Annotated in this window: 17 protein-coding genes; 8 read left to right on the top strand and 9 right to left on the bottom strand. The window is 46.1% G+C overall.

What is annotated here, in order from left to right; all coding sequences use genetic code 11:
* Positions 1-92 precede the first annotated feature (92 nt).
* Both L5M51_RS03650 and zapE read right to left on the bottom strand, forming a co-directional pair.
* Positions 93-1,718: a methyl-accepting chemotaxis protein gene (locus tag L5M51_RS03650; RefSeq protein WP_168822572.1), complete on the bottom strand. Its 1,626-nt coding sequence runs from the start codon at positions 1,716-1,718 to the stop codon at positions 93-95.
* Between the two features lie 582 nt (positions 1,719-2,300).
* The gene (gene zapE / locus L5M51_RS03645; protein WP_263171646.1) at positions 2,301-3,587 is read right to left on the bottom strand and encodes a cell division protein ZapE; all 1,287 of its coding nucleotides are present in this window, start codon (positions 3,585-3,587) and stop codon (positions 2,301-2,303) included.
* Between the two features lie 287 nt (positions 3,588-3,874).
* Between zapE and L5M51_RS03640 the strand changes: the two genes are divergently transcribed.
* On the top strand, positions 3,875-4,672 hold the full coding sequence (locus tag L5M51_RS03640) for a polymer-forming cytoskeletal protein (protein WP_263171896.1): 798 nt from the start codon (positions 3,875-3,877) through the stop codon (positions 4,670-4,672).
* A 44-nt stretch (positions 4,673-4,716) separates the two neighbouring features.
* On the opposite strand, the gene L5M51_RS03635 is transcribed toward L5M51_RS03640, so the two are convergent.
* Positions 4,717-6,282 (bottom strand): M16 family metallopeptidase, encoded by a 1,566-nt coding sequence (locus L5M51_RS03635; RefSeq protein WP_263171644.1) that lies wholly within the window; start codon positions 6,280-6,282, stop codon positions 4,717-4,719.
* Positions 6,279-7,697 carry a M16 family metallopeptidase gene (locus L5M51_RS03630; RefSeq protein ID WP_263171643.1) on the bottom strand — a complete coding sequence of 473 codons (1,419 nt, stop codon included), beginning with the start codon at positions 7,695-7,697 and terminating at the stop codon, positions 6,279-6,281. The genes L5M51_RS03635 and L5M51_RS03630 overlap by 4 nt, the downstream gene beginning before the upstream one ends.
* A gap of 216 nt (positions 7,698-7,913) precedes the next feature.
* Here L5M51_RS03630 and L5M51_RS03625 point away from each other — a divergent pair, with 216 nt between their 5' ends.
* Entirely contained in the window at positions 7,914-8,741 is an 828-nt protein-coding gene (locus L5M51_RS03625) for a M14 family metallocarboxypeptidase (RefSeq protein WP_105251567.1), read from the top strand.
* Between the two features lie 92 nt (positions 8,742-8,833).
* Here the strand turns inward: L5M51_RS03625 and L5M51_RS03620 are convergent, their stop codons facing one another.
* Positions 8,834-9,748, bottom strand: coding sequence for a L,D-transpeptidase family protein (locus tag L5M51_RS03620; RefSeq protein WP_263171642.1), 915 nt, complete (start codon positions 9,746-9,748; stop codon positions 8,834-8,836).
* An 895-nt stretch (positions 9,749-10,643) separates the two neighbouring features.
* On the opposite strand from L5M51_RS03620, the gene L5M51_RS03615 reads away from it, so the two are divergent.
* Positions 10,644-12,374, top strand: a complete 1,731-nt coding sequence (locus tag L5M51_RS03615) for a potassium/proton antiporter (RefSeq protein ID WP_105251569.1) — start codon at positions 10,644-10,646, stop codon at positions 12,372-12,374.
* Positions 12,375-12,465: 91 nt separating this feature from the next.
* Here L5M51_RS03615 and L5M51_RS03610 read toward each other — a convergent pair whose 3' ends face one another.
* On the bottom strand, positions 12,466-13,392 hold the full coding sequence (locus tag L5M51_RS03610) for an LpxL/LpxP family Kdo(2)-lipid IV(A) lauroyl/palmitoleoyl acyltransferase (protein ID WP_263171641.1): 927 nt from the start codon (positions 13,390-13,392) through the stop codon (positions 12,466-12,468).
* A 103-nt stretch (positions 13,393-13,495) separates the two neighbouring features.
* Here L5M51_RS03610 and hldE point away from each other — a divergent pair, with 103 nt between their 5' ends.
* From hldE to L5M51_RS03590, 4 genes are all read left to right on the top strand, one after another.
* Positions 13,496-14,926: a bifunctional D-glycero-beta-D-manno-heptose-7-phosphate kinase/D-glycero-beta-D-manno-heptose 1-phosphate adenylyltransferase HldE gene (hldE, locus tag L5M51_RS03605; RefSeq protein ID WP_028761811.1), complete on the top strand. Its 1,431-nt coding sequence runs from the start codon at positions 13,496-13,498 to the stop codon at positions 14,924-14,926.
* Positions 14,923-15,750, top strand: coding sequence for a hypothetical protein (locus tag L5M51_RS03600; RefSeq protein WP_263171639.1), 828 nt, complete (start codon positions 14,923-14,925; stop codon positions 15,748-15,750). Before hldE ends, L5M51_RS03600 begins: the two co-directional genes overlap by 4 nt.
* 151 nt (positions 15,751-15,901) lie before the next feature.
* Positions 15,902-16,381, top strand: coding sequence for a TetR family transcriptional regulator (locus tag L5M51_RS03595; RefSeq protein ID WP_006082899.1), 480 nt, complete (start codon positions 15,902-15,904; stop codon positions 16,379-16,381).
* A 168-nt stretch (positions 16,382-16,549) separates the two neighbouring features.
* Positions 16,550-17,134 carry a hypothetical protein gene (locus L5M51_RS03590; protein ID WP_131524277.1) on the top strand — a complete coding sequence of 195 codons (585 nt, stop codon included), beginning with the start codon at positions 16,550-16,552 and terminating at the stop codon, positions 17,132-17,134.
* 196 nt (positions 17,135-17,330) lie between these two features.
* Here L5M51_RS03590 and L5M51_RS03585 read toward each other — a convergent pair whose 3' ends face one another.
* The 3 genes from L5M51_RS03585 to L5M51_RS03575 form a co-directional block, all read right to left on the bottom strand.
* Positions 17,331-17,711, bottom strand: coding sequence for a hypothetical protein (locus L5M51_RS03585; protein WP_263161552.1), 381 nt, complete (start codon positions 17,709-17,711; stop codon positions 17,331-17,333).
* A 221-nt stretch (positions 17,712-17,932) separates the two neighbouring features.
* Positions 17,933-19,417, bottom strand: coding sequence for a Re/Si-specific NAD(P)(+) transhydrogenase subunit beta (pntB, locus tag L5M51_RS03580; protein ID WP_105251576.1), 1,485 nt, complete (start codon positions 19,415-19,417; stop codon positions 17,933-17,935).
* Between the two features lie 11 nt (positions 19,418-19,428).
* Complete coding sequence (locus tag L5M51_RS03575) at positions 19,429-20,955, bottom strand: Re/Si-specific NAD(P)(+) transhydrogenase subunit alpha (protein WP_263171637.1); 1,527 nt, start codon at positions 20,953-20,955, stop codon at positions 19,429-19,431.
* Positions 20,956-21,374: 419 nt separating this feature from the next.
* Between L5M51_RS03575 and L5M51_RS03570 the strand changes: the two genes are divergently transcribed.
* Positions 21,375-23,174: an assimilatory sulfite reductase (NADPH) flavoprotein subunit gene (locus L5M51_RS03570; protein WP_263171636.1), complete on the top strand. Its 1,800-nt coding sequence runs from the start codon at positions 21,375-21,377 to the stop codon at positions 23,172-23,174.
* Positions 23,175-23,242 lie beyond the last annotated feature (68 nt).

Raw genomic sequence — 23,242 nt, 5'->3', positions numbered from 1 at the left:
TTTATTAAACTAGATCATAGCGTTATGCATTGAGGGTAACTGTTGAACACATCTTGCGCCATTACCCTCAGATTCCATTATAAAGCGATACTCTAGACTTTAAATCGCGTCAGTAGATTGTTCAGTTCAACGGCGAGTCTTGAGAGTTCATGTGCCGAGGCACTGGTTTGCTGTGCCCCCGCAGCACTTTGGCTGGCAAGATCACTAATATTCACAATGTTTTTATCGACCTCGCGTGCGACTTTCGCTTGCTCTTCGGCGGCGCTTGCGATGACCATGTTGCTGTTATTCATCGTACTGATTTGGCGATTAATCGTGTTTAATGCATCCCCTGCTAATCTTGCGACTGAGAGTGCCTGCTCAGCCTTTTGGCCGCTGTGCTGCATCGATTGCACAGCCGTTTCGGTGCCATGCTGGATTTTGTTAATCATGTCTTCAATTTCACGGGTTGAGGACTGAGTGCGATGGGCTAGGGCACGAACTTCATCAGCAACAACCGCAAAACCACGGCCTGTATCGCCCGCTCGCGCCGCTTCAATGGCTGCGTTTAAGGCCAGTAAATTTGTTTGCTCAGCAATGGCGCGGATCACATCGAGAACTTTACCTATATCCCTCGCTTGAATCGCTAAGGTTTGAACAACCTGTGAACTTTGTGTCACATCCTGATTCATGTCGATAATGGCTGCGACTGTCTGATCTACCTGTTTTTTACCTAATTCGGTACTGCGGGCGGTTTCTTCAGAGGCTTCTGAAGCGAGCACCGCCGTATTGGCAACTTCATCTACTGCCGAACTCATTTCGGTAATCGCAGTTGCCGCTTGCTGAATTTCATCATTTTGTTGCTGTATGCCGCGGGAAGCATCTTCAGTGACTGAATTGAGTTCTTCGGCGGCGGAGGCGAGCTGGCTAGAGGAGTTTGCTATATGGGATAAAGTGTCGCGCAGGTTTTGCTGCATTTCAGCTAATGATTGCATCAGTTGACTGGTTTCATCTTTACCCTCTGTGCTGATTTTCTGCGTTAAATCCCCCCTTGCGACTGCCACTGAAATGCCTACAGCTTCCTTCATTGGCTGCACGATACTGCGAGTTAAAAATATTGCCACTACAAATGCAGCGATTAAGGAGCCCACTATCATAATGCTGTTTAGCCATTTACTCTCGTCGTAGGCTTGTGCAGTTATTTGACCTTGTTCCTTTGCATATTCAGTATTCAAGCTGCCAATGCTAATGAGCGTCTTTGTCATTTTTTCGGCTTGCACTATCATGACATCATCCATGATCCGTTTAGCTTCGGCTGCATCATTCGCCTGTAGCTTGCTGATCATCTCATCTTGATGCTTCAAATACAGATCAAGGCTGCCACTAAATTCTTGATAAAGCTCCTGCTCACCTGGCAGGCTAATTAAAGGCTCATAGTTTTTTTGATCCGTTTTAATACTCTGGCGGATTTGCCTTAATGTATCGAGTCCTTTGTTAAGTTCTGCTGCCGAATTTGCTAATAACAGGCGAAATGTAAACACCCTAGCGCGCATCACATTGAGGTTGATGCTCGACAGACTGACCAGCGTAGGTAGGGTATTATCTTCAATTTCTTCTGCAGTGGATCGCATGGATGACATCGTCTGTAATGACATGATTCCTTGAAGTAGCAACACAAGAGCAAGTAATCCAAACGCAGCAATTAATCGTGAGCCAATCTTAAATTGTCGTAACCACATAAGTTAATCGTCCCTGTATTTAAAATAGTTCCGTTTAAGGCAGTTCTTAATATTTTCTAGCGAATACTTCGAACTAAGTGTCATGGCGCTTATTCAGAATCATGAGTCTTTAGTTGATTGCATAAACTATAGATTATATTTTTCAGCTTTTATGTTGCAGGTTGTAAATTTGATCGATTTAAACCTATAGGCTGTAAATTAGAACAATTGAAACTAAGTTACACCGTACCTTAAAACTCAAGGTTAGCAACAGCTAGAAGCAAATTGAACGTAATGAGTCATTTAGTTGTGTGAATTGAATCGATTATGGCAGATGAGTTTTCTATTTTATGTATTTGATTTTTAATTATTATAATTTTTTTTGTTGTACTAGTTTGTCTATGATTGCAGATTTTCAATTTAGGTACTTATTCATCTTTCTAGGCTTGTATCTGCAAATAGCGTATTTGACTTGTTATATTCTGAATGCATGAATTATCTTGTCACTAATTGTTCCTCGAATTTTTATCGTGATGGCTAACTTCTTGCTTATCAATATTAGGGGTTTGGTCTAACTCAACAGAGCGATAAATCGCTAATGTTTTACGGCCATTCACTTCGACTCATTGCTATTAATCGACTGTAGGTGCGGCGGAATTCAAAACTGAGTGCGCCACCTTGATAGAGTTCACTCAGTGGCACGTCGCAGCTGAGATATAAGCTGACATTTTGATCATATAACTCATCAATTAAGCTGATAAAACGCCGTGCTGGGTCGTCGTTGGCCGCATAGGAGAGTTTGCGCTCGCCCGTGGCTGCGGCTTGGTTATCACCTGTACCGTCCTCTGTGCCGCGGGCACGGATCCAGCTTTTGATTTCCCCCCCTAATTTGGGAACGCCGCTTACCATTAAGATCTTAAATCGACTGGCTATTTCGATATAATCGAGCTGGGATCTCGGGCCGTCACATAGGGCATAAAAGTCGAACCAAGCGACTGAGTTGCCTGTTGGTGCTATAGCGGCGCGGATCACTGGAATTTCACGGTTGCAGATGGTGAGGCTAGCATTACTCATTCTGCTATCACTAATGCCAATAGCGCTCATATTGGGTGTATTTGGCGTTAACCTATTCACTAGCTTGTCAAAAATCTGCTCAAAATCGAGTGTTCCGGTAATGCCTATATTGCGGGAAATCGAGGAATTAACTTCAGCGCTATCAATGCCAATCTCGTTGTTTAATGAAGGATTGCTGGCGTGCATCCTATGGTCTTGGTTGCCATTGAGATGCAGCATTTGAGTGTGTGTTTGCAGCAGTTGGATGCAAGGTAAAAATCTGTGCCTAGCTAGGCCATTCTCATATAAGCGCTCTATGGGAATATTTGAGGTGACGACCAGCACCACACCTTGTTTGAATAGGCATTCAAAGAGCCCAGCGAGTATCATGGCATCTCCAATGTCCGAGACAAAAAACTCATCGAAACACAGCACCTTGCACTCTTTTGCGAGATTTTTAGCTATGAGAGTTAACGGATCTCGTTTACCCGAATGTTCGCGTAATGCTTGGTGAATCCGCGCCATAAATCGGTGAAAATGCAGTCTTAACTTACCTTCACTCGGCAAGCAATCGAAAAACAAATCCATCAGAAACGTTTTGCCCCGACCCACATCGCCCCACAGATACAGACCTTTGATTGCTTGTTTGTTGATAAGGGGAAACTGTGCTGAATATGGTCGTAGCATCAACTGCTTAAATAGCGCATCGAGCGCCAACACCGCCTGTTGCTGCGCGGGATCGTCAATGAGATCTATGCTCACCTTGGCGCGATACGCTTCAAGTGGTGTCACGATTGGGGTTATCGATTGCGAGCTAGCGGAGTTTGAATGTGCCATGTCGGGGTCTCGTTGGCGGTTTGTTTTCGGTGTTTGTTGCAGTAGATCCTGCGCTCTTTAGGCTTAATTTAGTGCGATATCAGCACTCACCTTTTTGAGGCATCCTGTTACTCATATTCAGGTACTCGGGAGCCATATGGCAAGATGCGCAGGGTAACATAGTCGCTGACGTGACTTAAGTCCCGCTCTGAAGCTTAGGTTAAATACTAAGCGAAACCAGTGCTTTATTCTCGAGGACTTTTACCATAACATCTTTGTCACAAAAATAATGATATGGAATGAATCCTATGGCGAGTAAGGGCAATGGCATTACGGTTATCAGTGCACAAACCTTGATTGAGGGCGACATTCAGTTAGAGAGCGCGGCATTCATTGCGGGTAAATTGCAGGGCAAGATTAGATCAGCAGGACAAATTAAGATCGAACTTGGCGGCGAAATATCTGGTGAAGTCAGTTGTCATGAGCTGCGGGTTTGCGGCGTATTTCGCGGAAGAGTCTGTTGTAATAAGTTGATTATTACCAGTTCTGGTGTGGTTGACGGTGAAGTCGCCAGTCATCAGATGGAGATTTACGAAGGTGGGCAGTTTATTGGTCAGCGTATTAAAGGTCCTGAACTCGATGCCTTGCCGGACATGCTACAAGCACTCGCGCCAATAGCTCAACGCTCGGATGCGCATTTATATGCCAGTGAAAGCACTTTGCTAAGAGGTGATAATCTGGCGATTCGCCCTTGGCTGTATGTTGCAGTGGCAACTGTCGTCATAGCGTTAGGTTTTAGTTTTGGACCCGAGCAATTGCGTGAGTGGTTACCTAATCTTAGTGACAGCACGTTGAAAACTGAGGTGTCTCCGGCAATCGAGGGGTCTAAGGCCGTAAATGGTATGGCTCCTGATCAACCTGCTACGCCAAATAGCGCGAATGCCGACAATATGGCGGTATTACCGGCAGCGGATCCTGATCCGCAGGCCATGCAGCAGGATTCGGCGATGGAAGATTTACAACAAATGGAACAAGGCCATGAACAGATGACGCAGGGGGATAATGGCGCACCGCCTGCCAGCGACAATGCGACCAATAAGCTCTAATCTGTCGATCGCGCATTTGAATCTTTTAGAAGGATTATTTGGCTTTAGTTGTCAGTTCGGCCAACCTTGACCCTTTCAAACTGCCACTCTGGTAGCTTGGTTTTTAAGTCAGGAAGAATTCGAGCAACATCGCCCCGCAAGATAATCAATGGCTCACCGCTAAACGCCCCGTTGGCTAACTGCTGCAGCCTTTCGGGCGTTAGAGCTTGCAACTCTGCATTCAGCTTTTGCACATCAACTTGAGTTAATCCTGTCGCGACTTGGTGGATATATTGGTTTTCACGTTGAATGCTGTTGTCTTGGCTGAGCAAATCTTCACCGATCAAATAGGTTTTAAGTGCATCGATTTCACCTTGGCTAGCACCTTGCGTCTTAACGAGTGCGAGGTGATCGAGTATGCCCACCACAAACGCGCCTGTGTGTTCTATGGCTGTACTGCCGTAAAATTTGATACTGCTGGAGAGCGGTGCATTGGCGCACTGGCCATAAATGCCATAGGTGAGGCCGCGTTTTTCCCGTAAATCATAGTAGAGTCTGCCCGAAAAACTGCGGCCCATGAGTGCGGATAAACTGCGACAGCTTAAGGCGACTTCCTGTGGGTTCAGTTGCTGCTGAGTTGATGCATCACTTAGGACATGATCTATGGCATAACCTAGGCGGACTTGGGTTTGCACGCTGCCAGGCGCATCAATAAGGTAAATTCTCTTGATTTGCTGAGGCTTTACTGTCTCTAGTTTATCCACTTTCGGCACTGAATTAGGCAATAATGGCCACAGTTTAAGGCTAGCTTGAAGGTCAAATTTAGCGTTATTTGCCAAAGAGTTGGGTAGAAAAAGATGCCACTGTGCTTGTGTTACCGCCTGCTGTTGGATTTGTTGCAGTTGCCTTAGGCTGAGCGAATCGAACAATGCATTATTATTGATCACTCTATTGTAGGGATGTTCAGGGCCGAGCAGTTTATCGCGCCACACTTTATCTATCTCGGCGCCACTAAAGGCGTTTAAGTGTTTATTGAGCTTGAGTTGACGGCGAATATTGTCGACATCGACGGGGGCGGTTGTCGCATCAACAAAGGCATCTGGCTGCCAAAATTGCAGTAGTAAGCCGTAGATATGGTTAACATCGTCGGGGCAAGTGAGGCTTAAATTAATGCTGTGCAAGCTGACACGCATATTGAAAGTCTCAAGACAGGGATCTGCGCGGCTAATGGCAAGTGCGCGGGCTTTTTCTTGAAAGGCAATCTGTAAAATATCAGGATTATTGAAGGGAACTTGCGGGCTCACAGCCGCTAAACTGACCCTCTTACTCACACTACTATTCATTTGAACTGAGGCAAGGCGATGTAACTGATAGGGTAAATCCAATTCGGTATGGACTTCATCGGTAAAAATTTCATCCGTTACTGGGATAATGACGCCGCTTTTGGGTAAATGATTGTTCAAAGAGCTAGGCAAAGAATGGGCTAAAGAGTTTGGTGTTTCAAAATGGGCCAAACTCGGCGGTTCGCTCGGCGTGAAGACGATTTGCGTCTGCTGGCAGGCGTTTAGTGATAAAGCCACAGCGCAGAACATTAAGCCTTGTAGCTGCTTTGACATTGTCTGAGTCGTCATAATACCGCATCCTCTAAACTGTCACTCATATCGTTAGGCAGCCATTCCAGTAGCGTTTTACCCCAGCGAATATACCAAGGTGGCAGTAGGTCGACTCGGACATAATCTTGGTTGAAATACCGTTTTGCGACGCTTTGGATATCGTCGGCCGTGACTGCGTTGATCCGTTGCCACTGCGCGGTAAAGGGATGGTCTTTATCTTGAGCCGACGTTGCGGAAAGCTTGATGGCTAAGGCCTGTGTGTCATCCAGTTGTTGTAATTGATTGTTTAACCACACTTGTTTAAGTGTGCAAAGACTTGTTTCATCCAGAGCATCTTGCTGCGTTTGTGCCACAAGTCCCAATACTTTTTGCACTAAGGCATCGAGTGAGGTCCGTGCCCGTGGAACCAAGACGATATTCGCTATGCCGTGATTTTCTAACTCAAAGGGCAGGGAGTAGCTGAGCATTTGTTCGGGATTATGCAGACTGAGTTTAGCGAGTGCACTGGCGGTGTTTTGAAATAAATAGCCTTCTAGCAGCCGAATTGCCGCCGCATCGGGGTGATCTTTACCTACGGTATGCCAAGCAAGCAGTAATCCAGGCCAAGGTCCGCGCTCATCCACTAACTCAGCATGTACTTGTTTAGGCTGGATTGTTAACTCAGAAAATTTAGGTTCAGCAATCGTTGGCCTAGACCAAGCCGCAAAATTTTGCTCAATCCATTGTTGGGTTTGTGGGCTTAGTTTGCCTACAAGGGAAAGCTGCATCGCATCGGGACGATAATAAGCACGGTGAAAGGCCGTTAGGCTTTCTGGTGTGGCTTGCAAGATATCTTCGCGACTGCCAATAATACCGTGACCGTAGGGAGTGCCTTTTACTTGCTCGAGTAAAAACGTCATCGCGCTGCGGATATAGGGCTGATTATCTATGGTTTGTGCCATTTCCTGCAGTACGGTTTCCTGCTGATTTTTAACCGTAGTGGCATTAAGGCTAGGGCGGATAAAGCGATCGGCTTCGAGATATAAGCCCAGTTCTAATGCTTGGTTTGGCAGCGTCACATAGTAGTTGGTGTAGTCAAAATGCGTGCTGGCATTAAAACGTGCACCTAAAGCACTGAACTGCTGAGCATAGGTATCGCCGGGGGCATTTTCACTCCCTTTAAACAACATGTGCTCAAACAGATGGGCGTAACCGCTCTGACCTTGGGCTTCGTTGCGGGCGCCTAAATTAAATTGGCTGGCGACTGTGACTGTCTGTTTATTTGCCATGGGCTGTAATCGCACTGTTAGGCCATTTTGTAGCGTATAGGTCTCTATATTCGCTTCGAGCGCATATAAGGCTTGCGCATCTTGCTCGGCGCGGCATTGGGCCTGTAGCGTATGACTGAAAACACTGGCCGAAAGGGCGATAAAAAAGGTGATTTGAGTGTTCATAAGTGCGTCCTGCCGAGCTTATTTTTTAATTCGTTAAATGTCTTACTCAAGCTGGATACCATTAACGACAGGCAATTGATACATTCGCAGGTATCGATACAGATTGCACCACTGTCGACGACTGCTCGGATTTCATCGAAATCAGTTGAATAGCATTCAGTTTTTGAAAAGAACTGCTATGATGGCACAGTTCTTTTTCTGGCATAAGTACAAGATATGGTAAGCAGATCTCCGTTCGAATCCTTTCAGTGGAAAAGCGATATTTTTAACTGTGAAAGCACTGATATTGATAATTTCTATCTGCTGCTTGAGCAGGAAATGACCCGTTTGGGCATGGTTGAGAAAACATTGGGTGAAGTGGGTAAATACGATGTTAGCTTGTATCAGTCACCGGCCGCTAAGTCAGGCTTACCTTCTTTATTGATCAGCACAGGATTTCATGGCGAAGAATCTGCAGGCCCATGGGGTTTGTTGCATTTTTTGAGTGAAGCTTCAGCAGACCTATTTGAACGGGTGAACTTGAGTTTATTGCCTCTCGTCAATCCTACTGGATTCAGTCGTGGTCATAGATTTAATAAATACGGCGAAAACCCAAATCGTGGTTTTGTATTTGAGAACGGTAAACCTAAAGCGAATGAACATACATCGGTTGAAGGTAAGCTATTGTTAGAACACGCACAGTTACTGCTTGCTGCGAGTCGAGACGGTATTTTAACTTGCCATGAAGATGTCTTGAGTCGTGAAGCCTATGTGTATTCTTTTGAGCCAAGCCAAGTGCCAGGACGTTTTAGTCTCGATCTGCGCGATACTTTAGGTGGTTATTTCCCGATTGCGGTAGACGGTGAGATTGATGGGTGTCCTGTTAAGGATGGTTTGATCTTCAATCATTTTGATACGTCTTTTGAAGCTTGTTTAGTACGAAGTGGTGCTCGTGTCGGTGCTTGTACTGAAACGCCTGCGTTGCAAAACTTCGATCAACGCGTATTAGCAAACAGTGCTGCTATGACTCACTTCTTGGCCCTGTGTGCACCTTTATGTGATTGATATGTTAGTCTATTACGTTAGTGAATAGCCTGACATGACAAAAAAATACCCGCAGATTGCGGGTATTTTTTTAGGTGGTATTCGCCAGTGAATTATTGATTAATTCGCATTGGCACACCAGTACGTTCATCGAGTAGCTTCTTGATCACAGAAGAATCAGTGTCAGCTTTAGCGATAAACTTAGCGATCTCTTTTGGCAGTGATATCGCAACGGGCTCATTTGATTCAAACTCCGCCACAGTGCGAGACAATGGTTGATGCACGGCTAAGTAGCGTTTACCGTCTGGCTCTTCGGTTGCTTTAATCGGCTGGTTCACAAATTGTACCCGGGTTCCCACTGGTACAGTCTTGAATAGATGCTCGATATCTTCATGGCGTAAACGCACACAACCTTGACTGACACGCAAACCGATACCGAAACTCGCGTTAGTACCGTGAATCGCATACAAGTTGCCGATATACAGCGCATACAGTCCCATAGGGTTATCTGGACCGGCTGGCCATACCGCTGGCAGGATTTCACCTTTAGCAGCATATTCTTTACGAATGCGCGGTGTGGGTGTCCAAGTTGGGTTCGCACGCTTGCGTTGTACAGTGGTCACCCAGTTTTCTGGTGTGTCTTTACCAATTTGGCCAATACCAATAGGCAATACTTCAACAGTCTTTTTGCCTTTTGGATAGTAATACAACCGCATTTCAGCCACGTTGATCACTATGCCTTCACGGGGAGCGTTTGGCAGGATCAATTGCAATGGAATGATCAATTTGCTACCTGGTTTTGGCAGAAATGGATCCACACCTGGGTTAGCTTCGAGTAAGTTACTGAGACCAAGTTGGTATTTGGCTGCGATATCTTCGAGAGTGTGTTTACCCTCTGGAACCGTATAATACTGGTTCTCGCCAATTAGCCTGCTTTGGGCGGCTGGTAAAGGATATTCCGTTGCTAAAGCGGACAGACTAGGGAAAACCAAAGTCAATAATAAAGCTGTGGTGCGAAGCATACTCATAAGCGGATACTACGATTCCTGTTAATAAAAAAGCGTGTTTAACGCAGCTTTCTCTCTTAAAACGAGAGCGGCAATTTGACGAGCAAAATGCACTGGCGCGCGAAGCTCGCATCCTTCCTTATTTTGGACATTATTTCAACTGAAATATGATCAGTACGGCGTATTTATCGCTTAATTTTTTGTTTTAACGGTTTTCCTTGGCGGCGTCAATTGTCAGTATTTAGTCTTGTCGTTAAAACCTGTTGTACTCAATTGTCTTGTGTATGCCTTCCTGCTTGATCTGCTTGATGAAAAATATTTGTAGTGTTAACCAATCTAAAACGTGTCTGTTTGAATGGCGAGCATGTATGGCGTTACTGGAACTGAATTGATTTGTTTTGGGAAAACAGTGTGCGGTCCTTTTCTGACAAGGCTATTGCTCATCGGATAAAGTGAGTTTAAATCATCTCATTGGCAAATAAATGGAGTTAAAACAATTAGCTTAAGAATAATGTTCAAATATTCACCTTTTACACGACATTATTTTATCTGGCACTAAATTGGCTATGATACCGTTAGTTTATACAGGTTTGTGAGCTGAGTTTTGCTTGAATGATTTGAGTTTACGTTCAGTTTGTTATTTTTAACTATTTGATATTCATTTATTTTAATGCTTATTAAGTCGTGTGGCGATGTTCTGCTATCCTTTAGATTTTACGTTAGCCTTTATCTAAAGGTTAATAGAAAGTTGGTTTTATGACATTTTTTATGTAGATGATTGAAATTTAATATTTAACGCTCCAATAATTCGATATTTTTGTGCTAATATAAAATCATAAAATTGTGAGTTGAGTCATTTTTAACCTCGGTGATTTGTCTATCGTTTAACTAAACAACCTGTATTAAGGAGGCGTTTGTGGATGCAGATTCCATCAATAGTTTTTTTCTGATTGGCGCCTTGCTTACAGCAGTGAGTGTTTTACTTAGTCCTATGTCTTCCCGTTTGGGCATCCCTATTTTATTGATTTTCCTCGCTGTGGGTATTTTGGCTGGCGAAGATGGCCTTGGTGGAATCCAGTTTGATGATTATTCAACTTCCTATTTAGTCAGTAACTTAGCCTTAGCGATTATTTTACTCGATGGCGGTATGCGCACCCGCGTTGCCAGTTTTAGGGTGGCGCTATGGCCTGCATTATCGTTGGCGACTTTTGGCGTTGCCATTACGACCAGTATTACCGGCATGATGGCCGCATGGTTGTTCGACTTGCATTGGTTGCAAGGTTTGCTGGTGGGCGCGATTGTGGGCTCGACCGATGCCGCTGCGGTATTTTCCCTGCTTAAAGGGCGTAGCCTTAACGAGCGGGTTGGTGCGACCTTAGAAATTGAGTCCGGTAGTAACGATCCCATGGCGGTATTTTTAACCGTAACCTTGATTGCCATTCTTGCCAATGTCGACAGTGAGTTGTCCTTCAGCTTTATGCTTATTAGCTTTATTAAGCAATTTGGTCTGGGGATCTGTTTAGGTTTAGGCGGCGGCTGGATGCTGTGGAAGCTCGTCAATTTAAGCAAGTTAGCTGATGGTCTGTACTCTATTTTAGTTTTAAGCGGTGGTCTGATTATTTATGCTGCGTCCAACAAACTGGGTGGTAGCGGTATTTTGTCGATTTACTTAGTGGGTCTGTTCCTCGGCAATAAGCCAACCCGTGGCCGTCATGCGATTTTGAACGTACTGGATGGTATGACTTGGGTCAGTCAAATCGGCATGTTCCTCGTATTAGGGTTATTGCTTACCCCTTCAGATTTAGTCGATATCATGATCCCAGGTTTTGCTCTGGCATTCGGAATGATTTTATTTGCTCGCCCTGTCGCCGTATGGATCAGTCTATTGCCCTTTAAGAGCTTTAGCAGTCGCGACCGCTGGTTTATTTCTTGGGTGGGGTTACGCGGCGCTGTGCCTATCATCTTAGCTGTATTCCCTATGATGGCGGGCTTACCGGGTGCTCAGTTGTACTTCAACTTAGCCTTCTTCGTTGTATTAGTGTCGTTGCTGGTTCAAGGTGCATCTTTGACCACTGCAGCGCGTTTAGCTAAGGTGGAACTGCCCCCAAAGCCGTTACCCGTTTCGCGCTCGGGAGTTGAAATTTACCCGAGCAGCGAATGGGAAGTTTTTGTCTATCGTTTGAGTGAAAGTAAGTGGTGTATTGGTGAGCCACTAAAGCGCTTGGCTATGCCAGATGGGACACGGATTGCGGCGGTATTTAGGGATGACACTTTGCTGCATCCATCGGGTAGCACTCGTCTCGAGGCGGGCGATATACTCTGTGTGCTGGGTCAGGAGAAAAGTTTAGAAGCCTTGAGTAACCTCTTTAGCCAAGCGCCAGAAAATAAAGAAGTACAACGATTCTTCGGTGATTTCTTTATTGAAACAGACGTTAAGCTTGCGGATCTCGCGCCTATTTATGGTTTGAGTTTAGATAATCTCGCTGATGATATGACAGTCGCAGACCTTGTGGTATCTCAGCTTGGCGCCAATCCTGTACTTGGGGATCAGTTCCACTGGCAGTCGTTGCATTGGGTGGTGGCGGGGTTGTATGAAGGTAAAGTCACTAACGTAGGTATTCGTTTACCGACTGAGAATGCGCTCTAATCCTATGTGCTAGATGGTCCTTACTATCGAAAGTTACCATAAAAAATGCCAGCTTATTTGCTGGCATTTTTGTATTCAAAGCTAATTGAGCTTATTGATATAAAGATTTGTCCGTTGGATCGGGACGGGTCTTAAAGCGGCGATGTAACCACATATATTGGGCGCGGTTTTTATCTATGATGGATTCGATAATCTTGTTACCGCGAATCGCGTCGGCTAATTCATCTTCGCCGGGGAAATTATCCAGCGGTGGCATCACTTCAATTCGATAGCCTTTATCATCTGTAGTACGTTCCACAAAAAAAGGCAGGACTTTAGCTTTGCCGAGTTTAGCTAACGTGGTGGCACCGGTAATCGTTGCCGCATCTGGCATGGCATAAAATGGGATAAATACCGCGCTTGATCGGCCAAAGTCTTGATCGGCCGTGTACCAAATCACATCGGGATTGCGTAGGCAGCGTATCATTTGGCGCAAGTCGCGTTTAGAAACGAGACCTTTATTCGAGCGTAAACGGCCTTTGACCTGCAGGTATTCCATCACTGGATTATTGTGTGGGCGATAAACCCCCACGCCGGGTTGGAATTGGCCGAAGATACGTGCGCCCATTTCCAGCGGCAAACAATGCACGGCAAAGAGGATAACTCCGTGGCCAGCATTTAACGTGTCTTGTACGTGTTCTTCGCCTTTGATACTCATGTGCTGCTGCACTTTTTCATCGGGCCACCACCATGCATTGATGGTATCGAAAATGGCTTTGCCCGTTTCTTCAAAGTTACGCGTGAGTAAATCTTCTCGCTGTGCTTCCGTCATTTCAGGGAAACAGAGGGTCAAGTTACGGCGCGCTGTGTGGGTGCGGCCAGCTGCGAATTTCATTACTAAGCGACCGAATCCCTTCCCCAGCGCCATCTGCCAAGGAAGCGGTAGAAGCTGAGTTAAACGCATCAAAAATACGCCAAACCACATGGGCCAATGCTTAGGATGATATAAAGAAGATGAAAACTCGGCTTTCTCGACCACAAAAATACTCACTACTTTTGAAAATTACTGCTCATTCTAACTCAATTTTTGCTGAAAATTAGGTACAATCACGGTTTAATTTCTGCATAAAGATAAGAGCACTATGAAGGTTTCTCTGCCAGCATTTGAAAAAGCCAGAGTGTTAGTCGTCGGCGATGTGATGTTAGACCGCTATTGGGTTGGCCCTACGGGACGTATCTCTCCTGAAGCCCCCGTACCTGTGGTGAAGATTAATCAAGTCGAAGACAGACCCGGCGGCGCGGCCAACGTGGCGCTCAATATCGCGACCTTAGGGGGGCAAGTCCAACTTGCCGGGCTCGTCGGCCAAGATGATACTGCCCATGCCCTAACGCTCGGTGTGCAAACTTTAGGGGTTGAACCCCAATGGTTAAGTATTGCTGATAAACCAACCATCACTAAGCTGCGGGTGTTATCACGTAATCAGCAGCTTATCCGCCTCGATTTCGAAGAAGCCTTCGACAAGGCCGATAGCGTGCGTTTATTGAAACAATCCGAGGCCTTACTCGATTCTGTCGATGTCGTGGTGTTGTCCGACTATGCAAAGGGCGCTATCGATCAGCCGCGAGATTTTATTGCATTAGCGCGTTCGAAAGGTGTGATGGTATTAGTCGATCCTAAGGGCAGTGACTTTGGTCGTTATCATGGTGCGTCACTCATTACCCCAAATATGAGCGAGTTTGAAGCTGTTGTTGGCACTGTGACCTCTGAAGCCGACCTGCTGGAAAAAGCCCGTGGCTTACTCAAGCAACATCATTTTGATGCCATTTTAGTGACCCGCTCTGAAAAGGGCATGACCTTAGTGACCGCTAATGCGCCTGAGTTGCACATTCCTACCGTTGCCCGTGAAGTCTATGATGTGACGGGTGCTGGCGATACTGTGATTTCAGCCTTAGCAACCTCATTAGCCGCGGGCGCCGATTTACCGCAAGCTTGTGCGATTGCGAATACCGCCGCTGGCGTTGTGGTAGGTAAACTTGGCACTTCTACCGTGAGCCGCATTGAGCTTATCGAAGCTTTAGCTTTGCACCATGGAGAATCGGGTTTTGGGGTGGTGAGTGAAGATCAACTGGCCTACGCCTTAGAGCAAGCCAAATTGCGCGGTGAACGTGTGGTGATGACTAATGGTTGCTTTGATATTTTACATGCGGGCCACGTGAGCTATCTTAAACAGGCGAAAGCTTTGGGCGATCGTTTGATCGTCGCGGTAAACGATGATGCCTCGGTTAAACGCCTCAAGGGTGAAGGCCGTCCAGTTAATCAGGTTGATCGTCGTATGGCTGTGCTCGCTGGCTTAGCTTCTGTCGATTGGGTTGTGCCTTTTAGTGAAGATACGCCGCAGCGCATCATTACTCGATTGCTGCCAAATCTGCTGGTCAAAGGTGGTGATTATAAGCTTGAGGATATTGCTGGTGGCGCTGAAGTGATTGCCGCCGGTGGCCAAGTGCAAGTGCTGGGCTTTGAGGATGGTATTTCAACCACGGCGATTATACAAAATATTATGGCGAATCAGTGAGCTTAGTCGCTCTGGCATTCGCATCTAGCCTGACTTGGACGCCCATTGCCGATAAGCAGGCTTTGATTTGCTCTTTACCAGAGCTTGGCACTTGCTTGGCATTATTGCCAGAGCAAGTGTTGGTGCAGCTTCCTGCAACACTCGAACAATTTAGGCTTGATTTAGGCCGCAGAAGTGCCATGGTCATGCCCGTCGATGACAATAAGATTGCGGGCCTAGTCTTAGTGAATGAGCTGCTGACACCACAAGTACAGTTAGCCAGTGTCGATATGGTGACCTATCAATTACCTTTGCTTGAACAGCCGCAATTAACCCTATGGCATGAGCTCGGTCATTTGGAGAACCTTGCTCTGCAAGGCTCTGTGTTACCGACTCACTTGAGTGCATATCAACATGAATGGCTAGCTGACATTTATTTGGTTTGGCGTATCGCACGGGAGAAAAATGATTTTGCCTTGGCGTGGCAGCAATACCACAGACGCAACCTTGATGCATTAACAAGTCCGCAATATTTGTCGCATTGGAGCTCGCCAATATTGATACAAGTGTTGCATCGATACGATGTTGCTCAAGTGGCTAAATTTGCCGAGTATCGGGACTTTTTAACGAATTTTTACCCTAAAGCCGAGCAATTAGAGCCGAGATTATTAGGTGAGTATTCGAGCTTAATGCAACGCACTTTTGGCGCGAGTGTATTGCAACCCCTTCCTGAATATCTATTTTGGCGAAAAGCTGATCTTGGACACTATCTCCAACCGACGTTCGTTTTACTCATGGGCGAAGAAAAAGCACATAACTGGTTGGTACAAAATTCAATGTTATGAATGTGTTAATTAAATCAGTGGTGAAGCCTGTTTTAAACTGAACCCTAGCTGAACAAAAGTGAAATACGCTGGTTACGGCCCAGTGAACAGCAGTAATCCCTGAGCGGCTTTGGTAAGCTTTCCCCCTAAAAATAAGAGGGGAGACATTACTATGGCTAAGCGCTCGCGAGTACAAACTGAGCAAACCATAAATCAAATTATGGATGAAGCGTTAAGACAAATTTTGACTATCGGCTTTGAGACTATGTCTTATACTACGTTATCTGAAGCAACGGGTATTAGTCGCACAGGTATTAGTCACCATTTTCCACGCAAAAGCGATTTTCTTGTTCGTTTAGATAGTCGTATCGGCAATCTATTTGTTGCTGCGCTGGATTTTTCTAGCCAAGAGGCATTGGAAACATCCTGGATGCAGGCAATGCAGGAAGAGCATTACCGCGCAGTATTAAGACTGTTCTTTAGTCTTTGTGGTGGTGCGAATAATGAAATTACCCTCTTTAGAGCGGTGAGTACAGCGCGTCAGCAAGCGATTGCTGAGTTAGGCTTAGCGGGCGATCGCACGATCAACCATTTATTAGGCCGTACAGCTGTGATGTTGCTATCCAATTTTGATGTGGCAAAAGCAGCATAATAGACTGACCAATGAATATAAAAATGGAGCCTAATGGCTCCTTTTTTGTGGGTAAAAATCGTGATTTGTACTGAGGTAAGTCATACCCCAATAGTGTAGGATGACCACTCAATAATGATTTAAGTTAGTGATATTGCCTTGTACTCTTGATTTGACAGGATAAAACATATGGACATGACACCCATCTCTAATGAGGCTGATATGCCTAAACGCACCATTAAGCTTGATAACACTGAGCTTATCAAAACCAGTTTTTGGGTGAGTCAGATTTTTATAATCATTGCGACTGTTGTTGGCGTGTATTTAGCCGCGCAAGAAGGGTTGTCACAGGCAATTAAATTTGATGCCCTGAGCAATATGCAGAATAACTATCATCTGCGTCATGCCCTATATGACGAAGTGAGTGACAATGTTGAAATCTTGAGTCATTACGCTGACACAGTTGAGACTGTGAGTAGTAATAGTTTAGTGAAAATGCATCCGCAGATGGGATTATTTGTCTGGGATAACATGCGCTATTCTGCCAATGCGCTAGAAACACCGAGTGATATTTTGTCTGATATTCGTCGTTTGTATTTAGAGTCTGAGAAGATCATTAGCAATATTGAAACCCGTCACTATAGCGTTTCTTACGGTAAGGATCAGTTGCAAAATGTATTGAGTAAAATCAAAGAAGATACTTTGCCAAAACTCAAAACGAATTATGAAACCCTGTCAAAAGAGCTTAAAGATAACGATATTGCCGTCGACTAACGTATCTTGGCTTAGCTCCCCCCCAAACATCAGGGGTCATTCTTATCCCTGATGTTTGAATCCATTGATGAATTCAGTGTTGCTGACAACACCTTTGCCTGATCTGCTTTAGTCCCCATTATTTTATGGCACTTAAGCTAACGATGAATCTAGTCAGATTTTCTCCGTCGGTATTTGTCATCAAAACCTTGTTGAGTTAGCTTAATTCCTGTCGATAGGCTTGAGTTAATTTTTGCTGTTGTAGATAGATGCGAATCGCCAAGAAGGTTAATGCGGCAGCAATCACGGCACTGATTGCGTGGTGGAAGACTAAGTGACTTATCAGGAATGTGGGCAAGTCTTCAAAGCTATCGATAAGGAAAAGCTTAGTGATTAAGCCGATATAGACGAGAAGATGCAGGGCCGCGCCAGTGATAAAGAGTCGTTTAAATTTATCAATCAGTTTGATATCTAACTTGATATTAAACCATCGACAAAATAGGTACCCACTCAGGCCGATGGTAATCGATATCCAGCCAAGCCCGAGTAATGAGGTTTTGATTAATACGGCAGATAGGATAAACAGCCCAAGCAACATTTATAATTTCCTTAAACCAGCTTTAGATTTAACTTACTGTTTTAGCTTACATTAAGCGTATCAGCATTGTGGGCAGATAAGCCTCGCATCATATTGGCGCAGAGACTAACTTAATAGGCTTAAAAAAATGTGAAAAGAAAGGGAGCCAGTGGCTCCCTTCATTTCTTTAGAATAGTGTTTATCGCCTAAGCGATTTCTACTCTGTTGATATTAAATCAAACTCAAAGTGCCTTTAAAATGGCTTCAACACTGGCCTTAGCATCCCCAAACAGCATTTGGGTATTTTCTTTGAAGAACAGCGGGTTTTGCACGCCGGCATAACCTGTGTTCATCGAACGTTTAAAGCCAATCACGTTTTGCGCTTTCCACACTTCCAGCACTGGCATACCTGCGATTGGACTGCCAGGGTCTTCCATTGCCGCGGGGTTAACCGTGTCGTTGGCGCCGATAACGAGCACGACATCTGTGTCTTTAAAGTCTTCGTTGATTTCGTCCATTTCGAGCACGATATCGTAGGGGACTTTCGCTTCAGCGAGCAGTACGTTCATATGGCCTGGTAATCGACCAGCAACTGGATGGATACCAAAACGCACTTTCACGCCGCGATCACGTAGTTTTTGAGTGATTTCCGCAACAGGATATTGCGCCTGCGCCACTGCCATACCGTAACCCGGAGTGATGATGACTGAAGTGGCATTTTTCAGCATATCCGCCACATCTTCGGCGTTGGTTTCACGGTATTCACCCATTTCTTCATCGGCAGTCGAGGCCACACCATCTGTGCCAAAGCCGCCCGCGATAACTGAAATAAATGAGCGATTCATGGCCTTACACATGATGTAAGACAGAATAGCACCCGATGAACCCACTAACGCGCCGACCACAATCAAGAGGTCGTTCGACAACATAAAGCCTGCTGCTGCCGCTGCCCAACCTGAGTAGGAGTTCAGCATAGACACAACCACTGGCATATCCGCGCCGCCAATGGATGCCACTAAATGCCAGCCAAAGGCGAAAGCAATCAAGGTCATCAACAGCAGTGCTGGCATAGTGCCGCCTGTCTGTACGAAGTATACCAACAGGGCGAAAGACACTAGCACTGCGACTAGGTTTAGCTTGTGGCGATGTGGCAGCATCAGAGGTTTAGATGAAATCAGTCCGCGTAACTTACAAAAGGCAACGATAGAACCCGTAAAGGTCACCGCACCGATGAAGATCCCGAGGAAGACTTCGACTAAGTGAATGTTAAGCATAGCGCCAGTGAGGTGCTCTTTGCTGGCGGTCTTCACCGCTTCACTTAGCGCATCTTGTACTGCGGCGAGGGTCGTATTGATATCACCACCGACAGCCACCACGACTTGTGAGACTTCCTGTGGGTGTAAGTCGATAAAGCTGTTAAAGCCAACCAATACCGCGGCCATACCCACAAAGCTGTGCAAGATGGCAACCAGTTCAGGCATTTCAGTCATTTCGACTTTTAGTGCTAAACGGATACCAATCGCGCCGCCAATCACCATAGCGATTAAGATCCACGCAATTCCGTTAGTATCGGGGTTGAAAATGGTAGCCAGTAGGGCGATTGCCATACCTAAGATACCGAATAAATTGCCGTGTTTTGCCGTCTCTTGCTTCGACAGTCCCGCGAGACTGAAGATGAAGAGAATGGCGGCAATAATGTAAGCTGCTGTTACCAGTCCTTGAGACACGTTAAACCCCCTTAATCCTTACGGAACATCTTCAGCATGCGCTGAGTGACGGTAAAGCCACCGAAGATGTTAATACTGGCGATCAGCACGGCGATAAACGCCAGTACAGTGACCAAAGTTGAACCCTGACCGATTTGCAGTAGGGCGCCGACCACGATAATGCCCGAAATCGCGTTAGTGACTGACATTAAAGGCGTATGCAGTGAGTGAGATACGTTCCATACCACGTAATAGCCAACAACGCAGGACAGCAAGAATACTGTGAAATGCGACAGGAACTCTGGTGGTGCTACCGATGCCACCGCAGCAAATCCTGCAACGCCTAAGGCGGCGAGCACGTATTTGAGCTTAGATGGCGCCTTTGGGGGGGTATTTTTAGGCTCGATTTTCGCCGCTGGTTTTGCTGGCGCCGCAGAAACCGAAATCGGTGGCGGCGGGAAGGTCACTTCACCTTCTTTAATCACTGTCATATTGCGCATGACTACATCATCAAAGTTGATGCAGGCTGTGCCGTCCTTTTCTTTACACATTAACTTCATCAGGTTGACTAAGTTAGTGCCGTAAAGCTGTGAGGATTGCGCCGGTAGACGACCGGGAAGGTCGGTATAACCAATCACTTTTACGCCGTTAGGAGTAACAAACAGCTCACCCGATTGCGTGTATTCGCAGTTACCACCCGTCGCAGCGGCTAAATCGACGATCACTGAGCCGCTCTTCATGCTATCGACCATGGCTTTGGTGATGAGCTTAGGCGCTGGACGACCAGGAATTAGCGCTGTGGTGATGATGATGTCGACTTCTTTGGCTTGCTCGGCAAACAGTGCCATTTCGGCGGCAATAAATTCATCCGACATGGTTTTAGCATAACCGTCCGATGAACCACCTTCCTCGTTACCAAAATCCAGTTTAAGGAATTGGCCGCCCATAGATTCGATTTGCTCGGCCACTTCTAAGCGGGTATCGAAGGCGCGCACTATGGCGCCAAGCGATCCAGCTGTACCAATGGCGGCAAGGCCAGCTACACCAGCACCAATGACTAACACTTTGGCGGGCGGTACTTTACCAGCAGCGGTAATTTGGCCAGTAAAGAAACGGCCAAATTGATGTGCGGCTTCAACAACGGCGCGATATCCACCAATGTTTGCCATAGAGGAGAGGGCATCAAGTGACTGGGCACGGGAGATGCGTGGCACCATGTCCATTGCCATCACGTTGATCTTACGTTTAGATAACTTCGCAACCAGCTCAGGGTTTTGTGCGGGCCAAATAAAGCTGACGATAGTCGCCCCGTCTTTGATTTGTTCAATTTCGGCGTCGCTTGGCGCATTGACCTTAAAGATCAGATCGGCTTGCCAAACGTTTGTTGTCACCTTCGCGCCCGCAGCTTCAAAAGCTGCATCATCGAAACTTGACAGTTGACCCGCATTGGCCTCAATAACAACTTCAAAGCCGAGTTTTTTAAGCTGCTCAACGGTGGCTGGGGTCGCGGCGACCCTAGTTTCACCGGCGAGACTTTCTCTCGGTATTCCAATCTGCATGACTACTCCCTGATGGTTTATATAATCGTTCCGCCTGCTGTTCTTCCTTCATCGTACTCAACTGCAAAATCTGTCGTCACCAGCGTTTATTCGGCGGGTGATTCGAGTCAGTTAGGGCATTCAATCTAGGATGGACACTTTTTGTTTTTAAAACAAACTATTCTGTGGGCAACAGAAATTATTGTTCGACAGGCTCATGACCATTGTGGCAATACTTTAGCTTGGCACAAGTGCATATTTCTCAAGCAGGCCGTTTCTGCACTGGTCGGATCAAAAACTTTTAACCAGTGCACACTTTTGTAGCTTAAATTTTGCACTTTGTATATTCCAAAATGGAATTAAAAATCCTATTTTATTCTTTTTTGCTTTTCTTAAACCGCGATAAGCTTGTGGACATTACACTGTCATAGGGCCGTCTCATGTTGTTAAAAGAACTTTCATCGCTGGCTTCGCCATTGTCTCAAGGACAAGTCGAGAAGCTAAAACAACTCACTTCTGAGTTAAGTGCTGTGCAATTGGCCTGGGTGAGTGGCTATCTTGCTGCCACAGCTAATGCGGGCCAATTAGCGCCCGTCGCGCAAACGCAAACGGCTCAAACTGTGACTATTCTCTATGGCAGCCAAACGGGTAATGGCCGTGGTGTCGCTAAAGCGCTCGCCGATAAGGCGCAGGCGCAAGGTTATGCGGTCAATCTGGCTTCAATGGGCGAATACAATGTTCGCCAATTAAAGCAAGAAGCTGTGCTTTTATTGGTGGTCAGCACCCATGGTGAAGGTGAAGCGCCGGATGATGCGATTGAATTACACAAGTTTTTAGCATCGAAACGTGCCCCTAAGTTAGACAATTTACATTACTCAGTGCTGGCGCTGGGGGATTCTAGCTATGAATTTTTCTGCCAAACCGGTAAAGACTTCGATGCCCGCCTAGCGGCACTCGGTGCTAAATCACTATTACCTTTAATTGAATGTGATGTGGATTATGAAGCTGCCGCGGGCCAGTGGCACGCCGATGTATTAGAGGCCGTTAAGCCGCTAATCGAAACCTCGTCCGCCAGTGTGGTATCCATCGGCACCGCTAAAGCGATTGGCGAAAGTGAATTTACTAAGCAAAACCCCTATAGCGCCGAAGTGCTTGTGAGCCAAAAAATTACCGGCCGCGGTTCAGACCGAGATGTGCGCCATGTTGAAATCGACCTTGGCGACTCAGGCTTAACCTATCAAGCGGGTGATGCCCTTGGTGTGTGGTTTAGTAATAACGAAGTCTTAGTCGATGAAGTCTTAGCGGGTTTGTCGTTGGCCGCCGATGAGTTAGTGACCCTAGGCACAGAATCTTTGACCCTTAAGCAAGCTTTGCTTGAGAAGAAAGAGCTGACTCAGTTGTATCCTGGATTAGTCAAAGCATGGGCCGAACTGAGCGGCAGCGCTGAGCTGCTGGCATTGAGCGAAGATAAAGAACAAGTGCGCCACTTTATCCTTAAGCATCAATTTGCGGATTTAGTCGCCCAGTATCCGTTAACAAATAGCGCTGTCACGTTAAGCGCGGCAAGATTGCTTGAGTTACTGCGCCCATTAACCCCAAGACTTTACTCTATCGCCTCAAGCCAAAGTGAAGTGGAAACCGAAGTCCATTTAACCGTAGCGTTAGTGGAAGATGAGCGTCACGGCGCGGCCCGTTTTGGCGGCGCGTCACACTTCTTAGCCTCTGCGCAGGAAGGCACTCAGGTTAAGGTTTATGTTGAGTCGAATAAGCATTTCCGTTTACCCGAGAATCCAGACACACCAGTTATTATGGTTGGCCCAGGTACAGGTGTTGCGCCGTTTCGTGCCTTTATGCAGGAGCGCGTGGCCCAAGGGATCCAAGGTGATAGCTGGTTATTCTTCGGCAATCCACACTTTGAGCAGGATTTCTTGTATCAAACTGAGTGGCAACAGTATTTGAAAAATGGCGATTTAAGCCGTATCGACGTGGCGTTCTCGCGCGATCAAGCCCATAAAGTTTATGTGCAGCACCGTATTAAAGAACAAGGCCAAGCCCTGTGGCAATGGTTGCAAAACGGCGCGCATCTGTACATTTGTGGTGATGCTGAACGTATGGCCAAAGATGTTCACCAAGCCTTGATTGAGGTGGCTGTTGAAGTCGGTGGTTTGAATCCCGAAGCTGCCGAAGCCTATTTTGAAACACTGCGCAGCGATAAGCGTTACCAAAAAGACGTGTATTAATCTCAACCGTTGCGCATATAAGAAACGCATAAGAATAGCCAAAGCTGCACACGTGATGACCTGTGCAG

Origin of the sequence: Shewanella sp. SM73 (assembly GCF_025653795.1) — a bacterium.
Classification (GTDB): domain Bacteria; phylum Pseudomonadota; class Gammaproteobacteria; order Enterobacterales; family Shewanellaceae; genus Shewanella; species Shewanella oncorhynchi.
The sequence above is the reverse complement of the archived record's forward strand: the minus strand, read 5'-3'. Positions and strand labels throughout refer to the sequence as shown.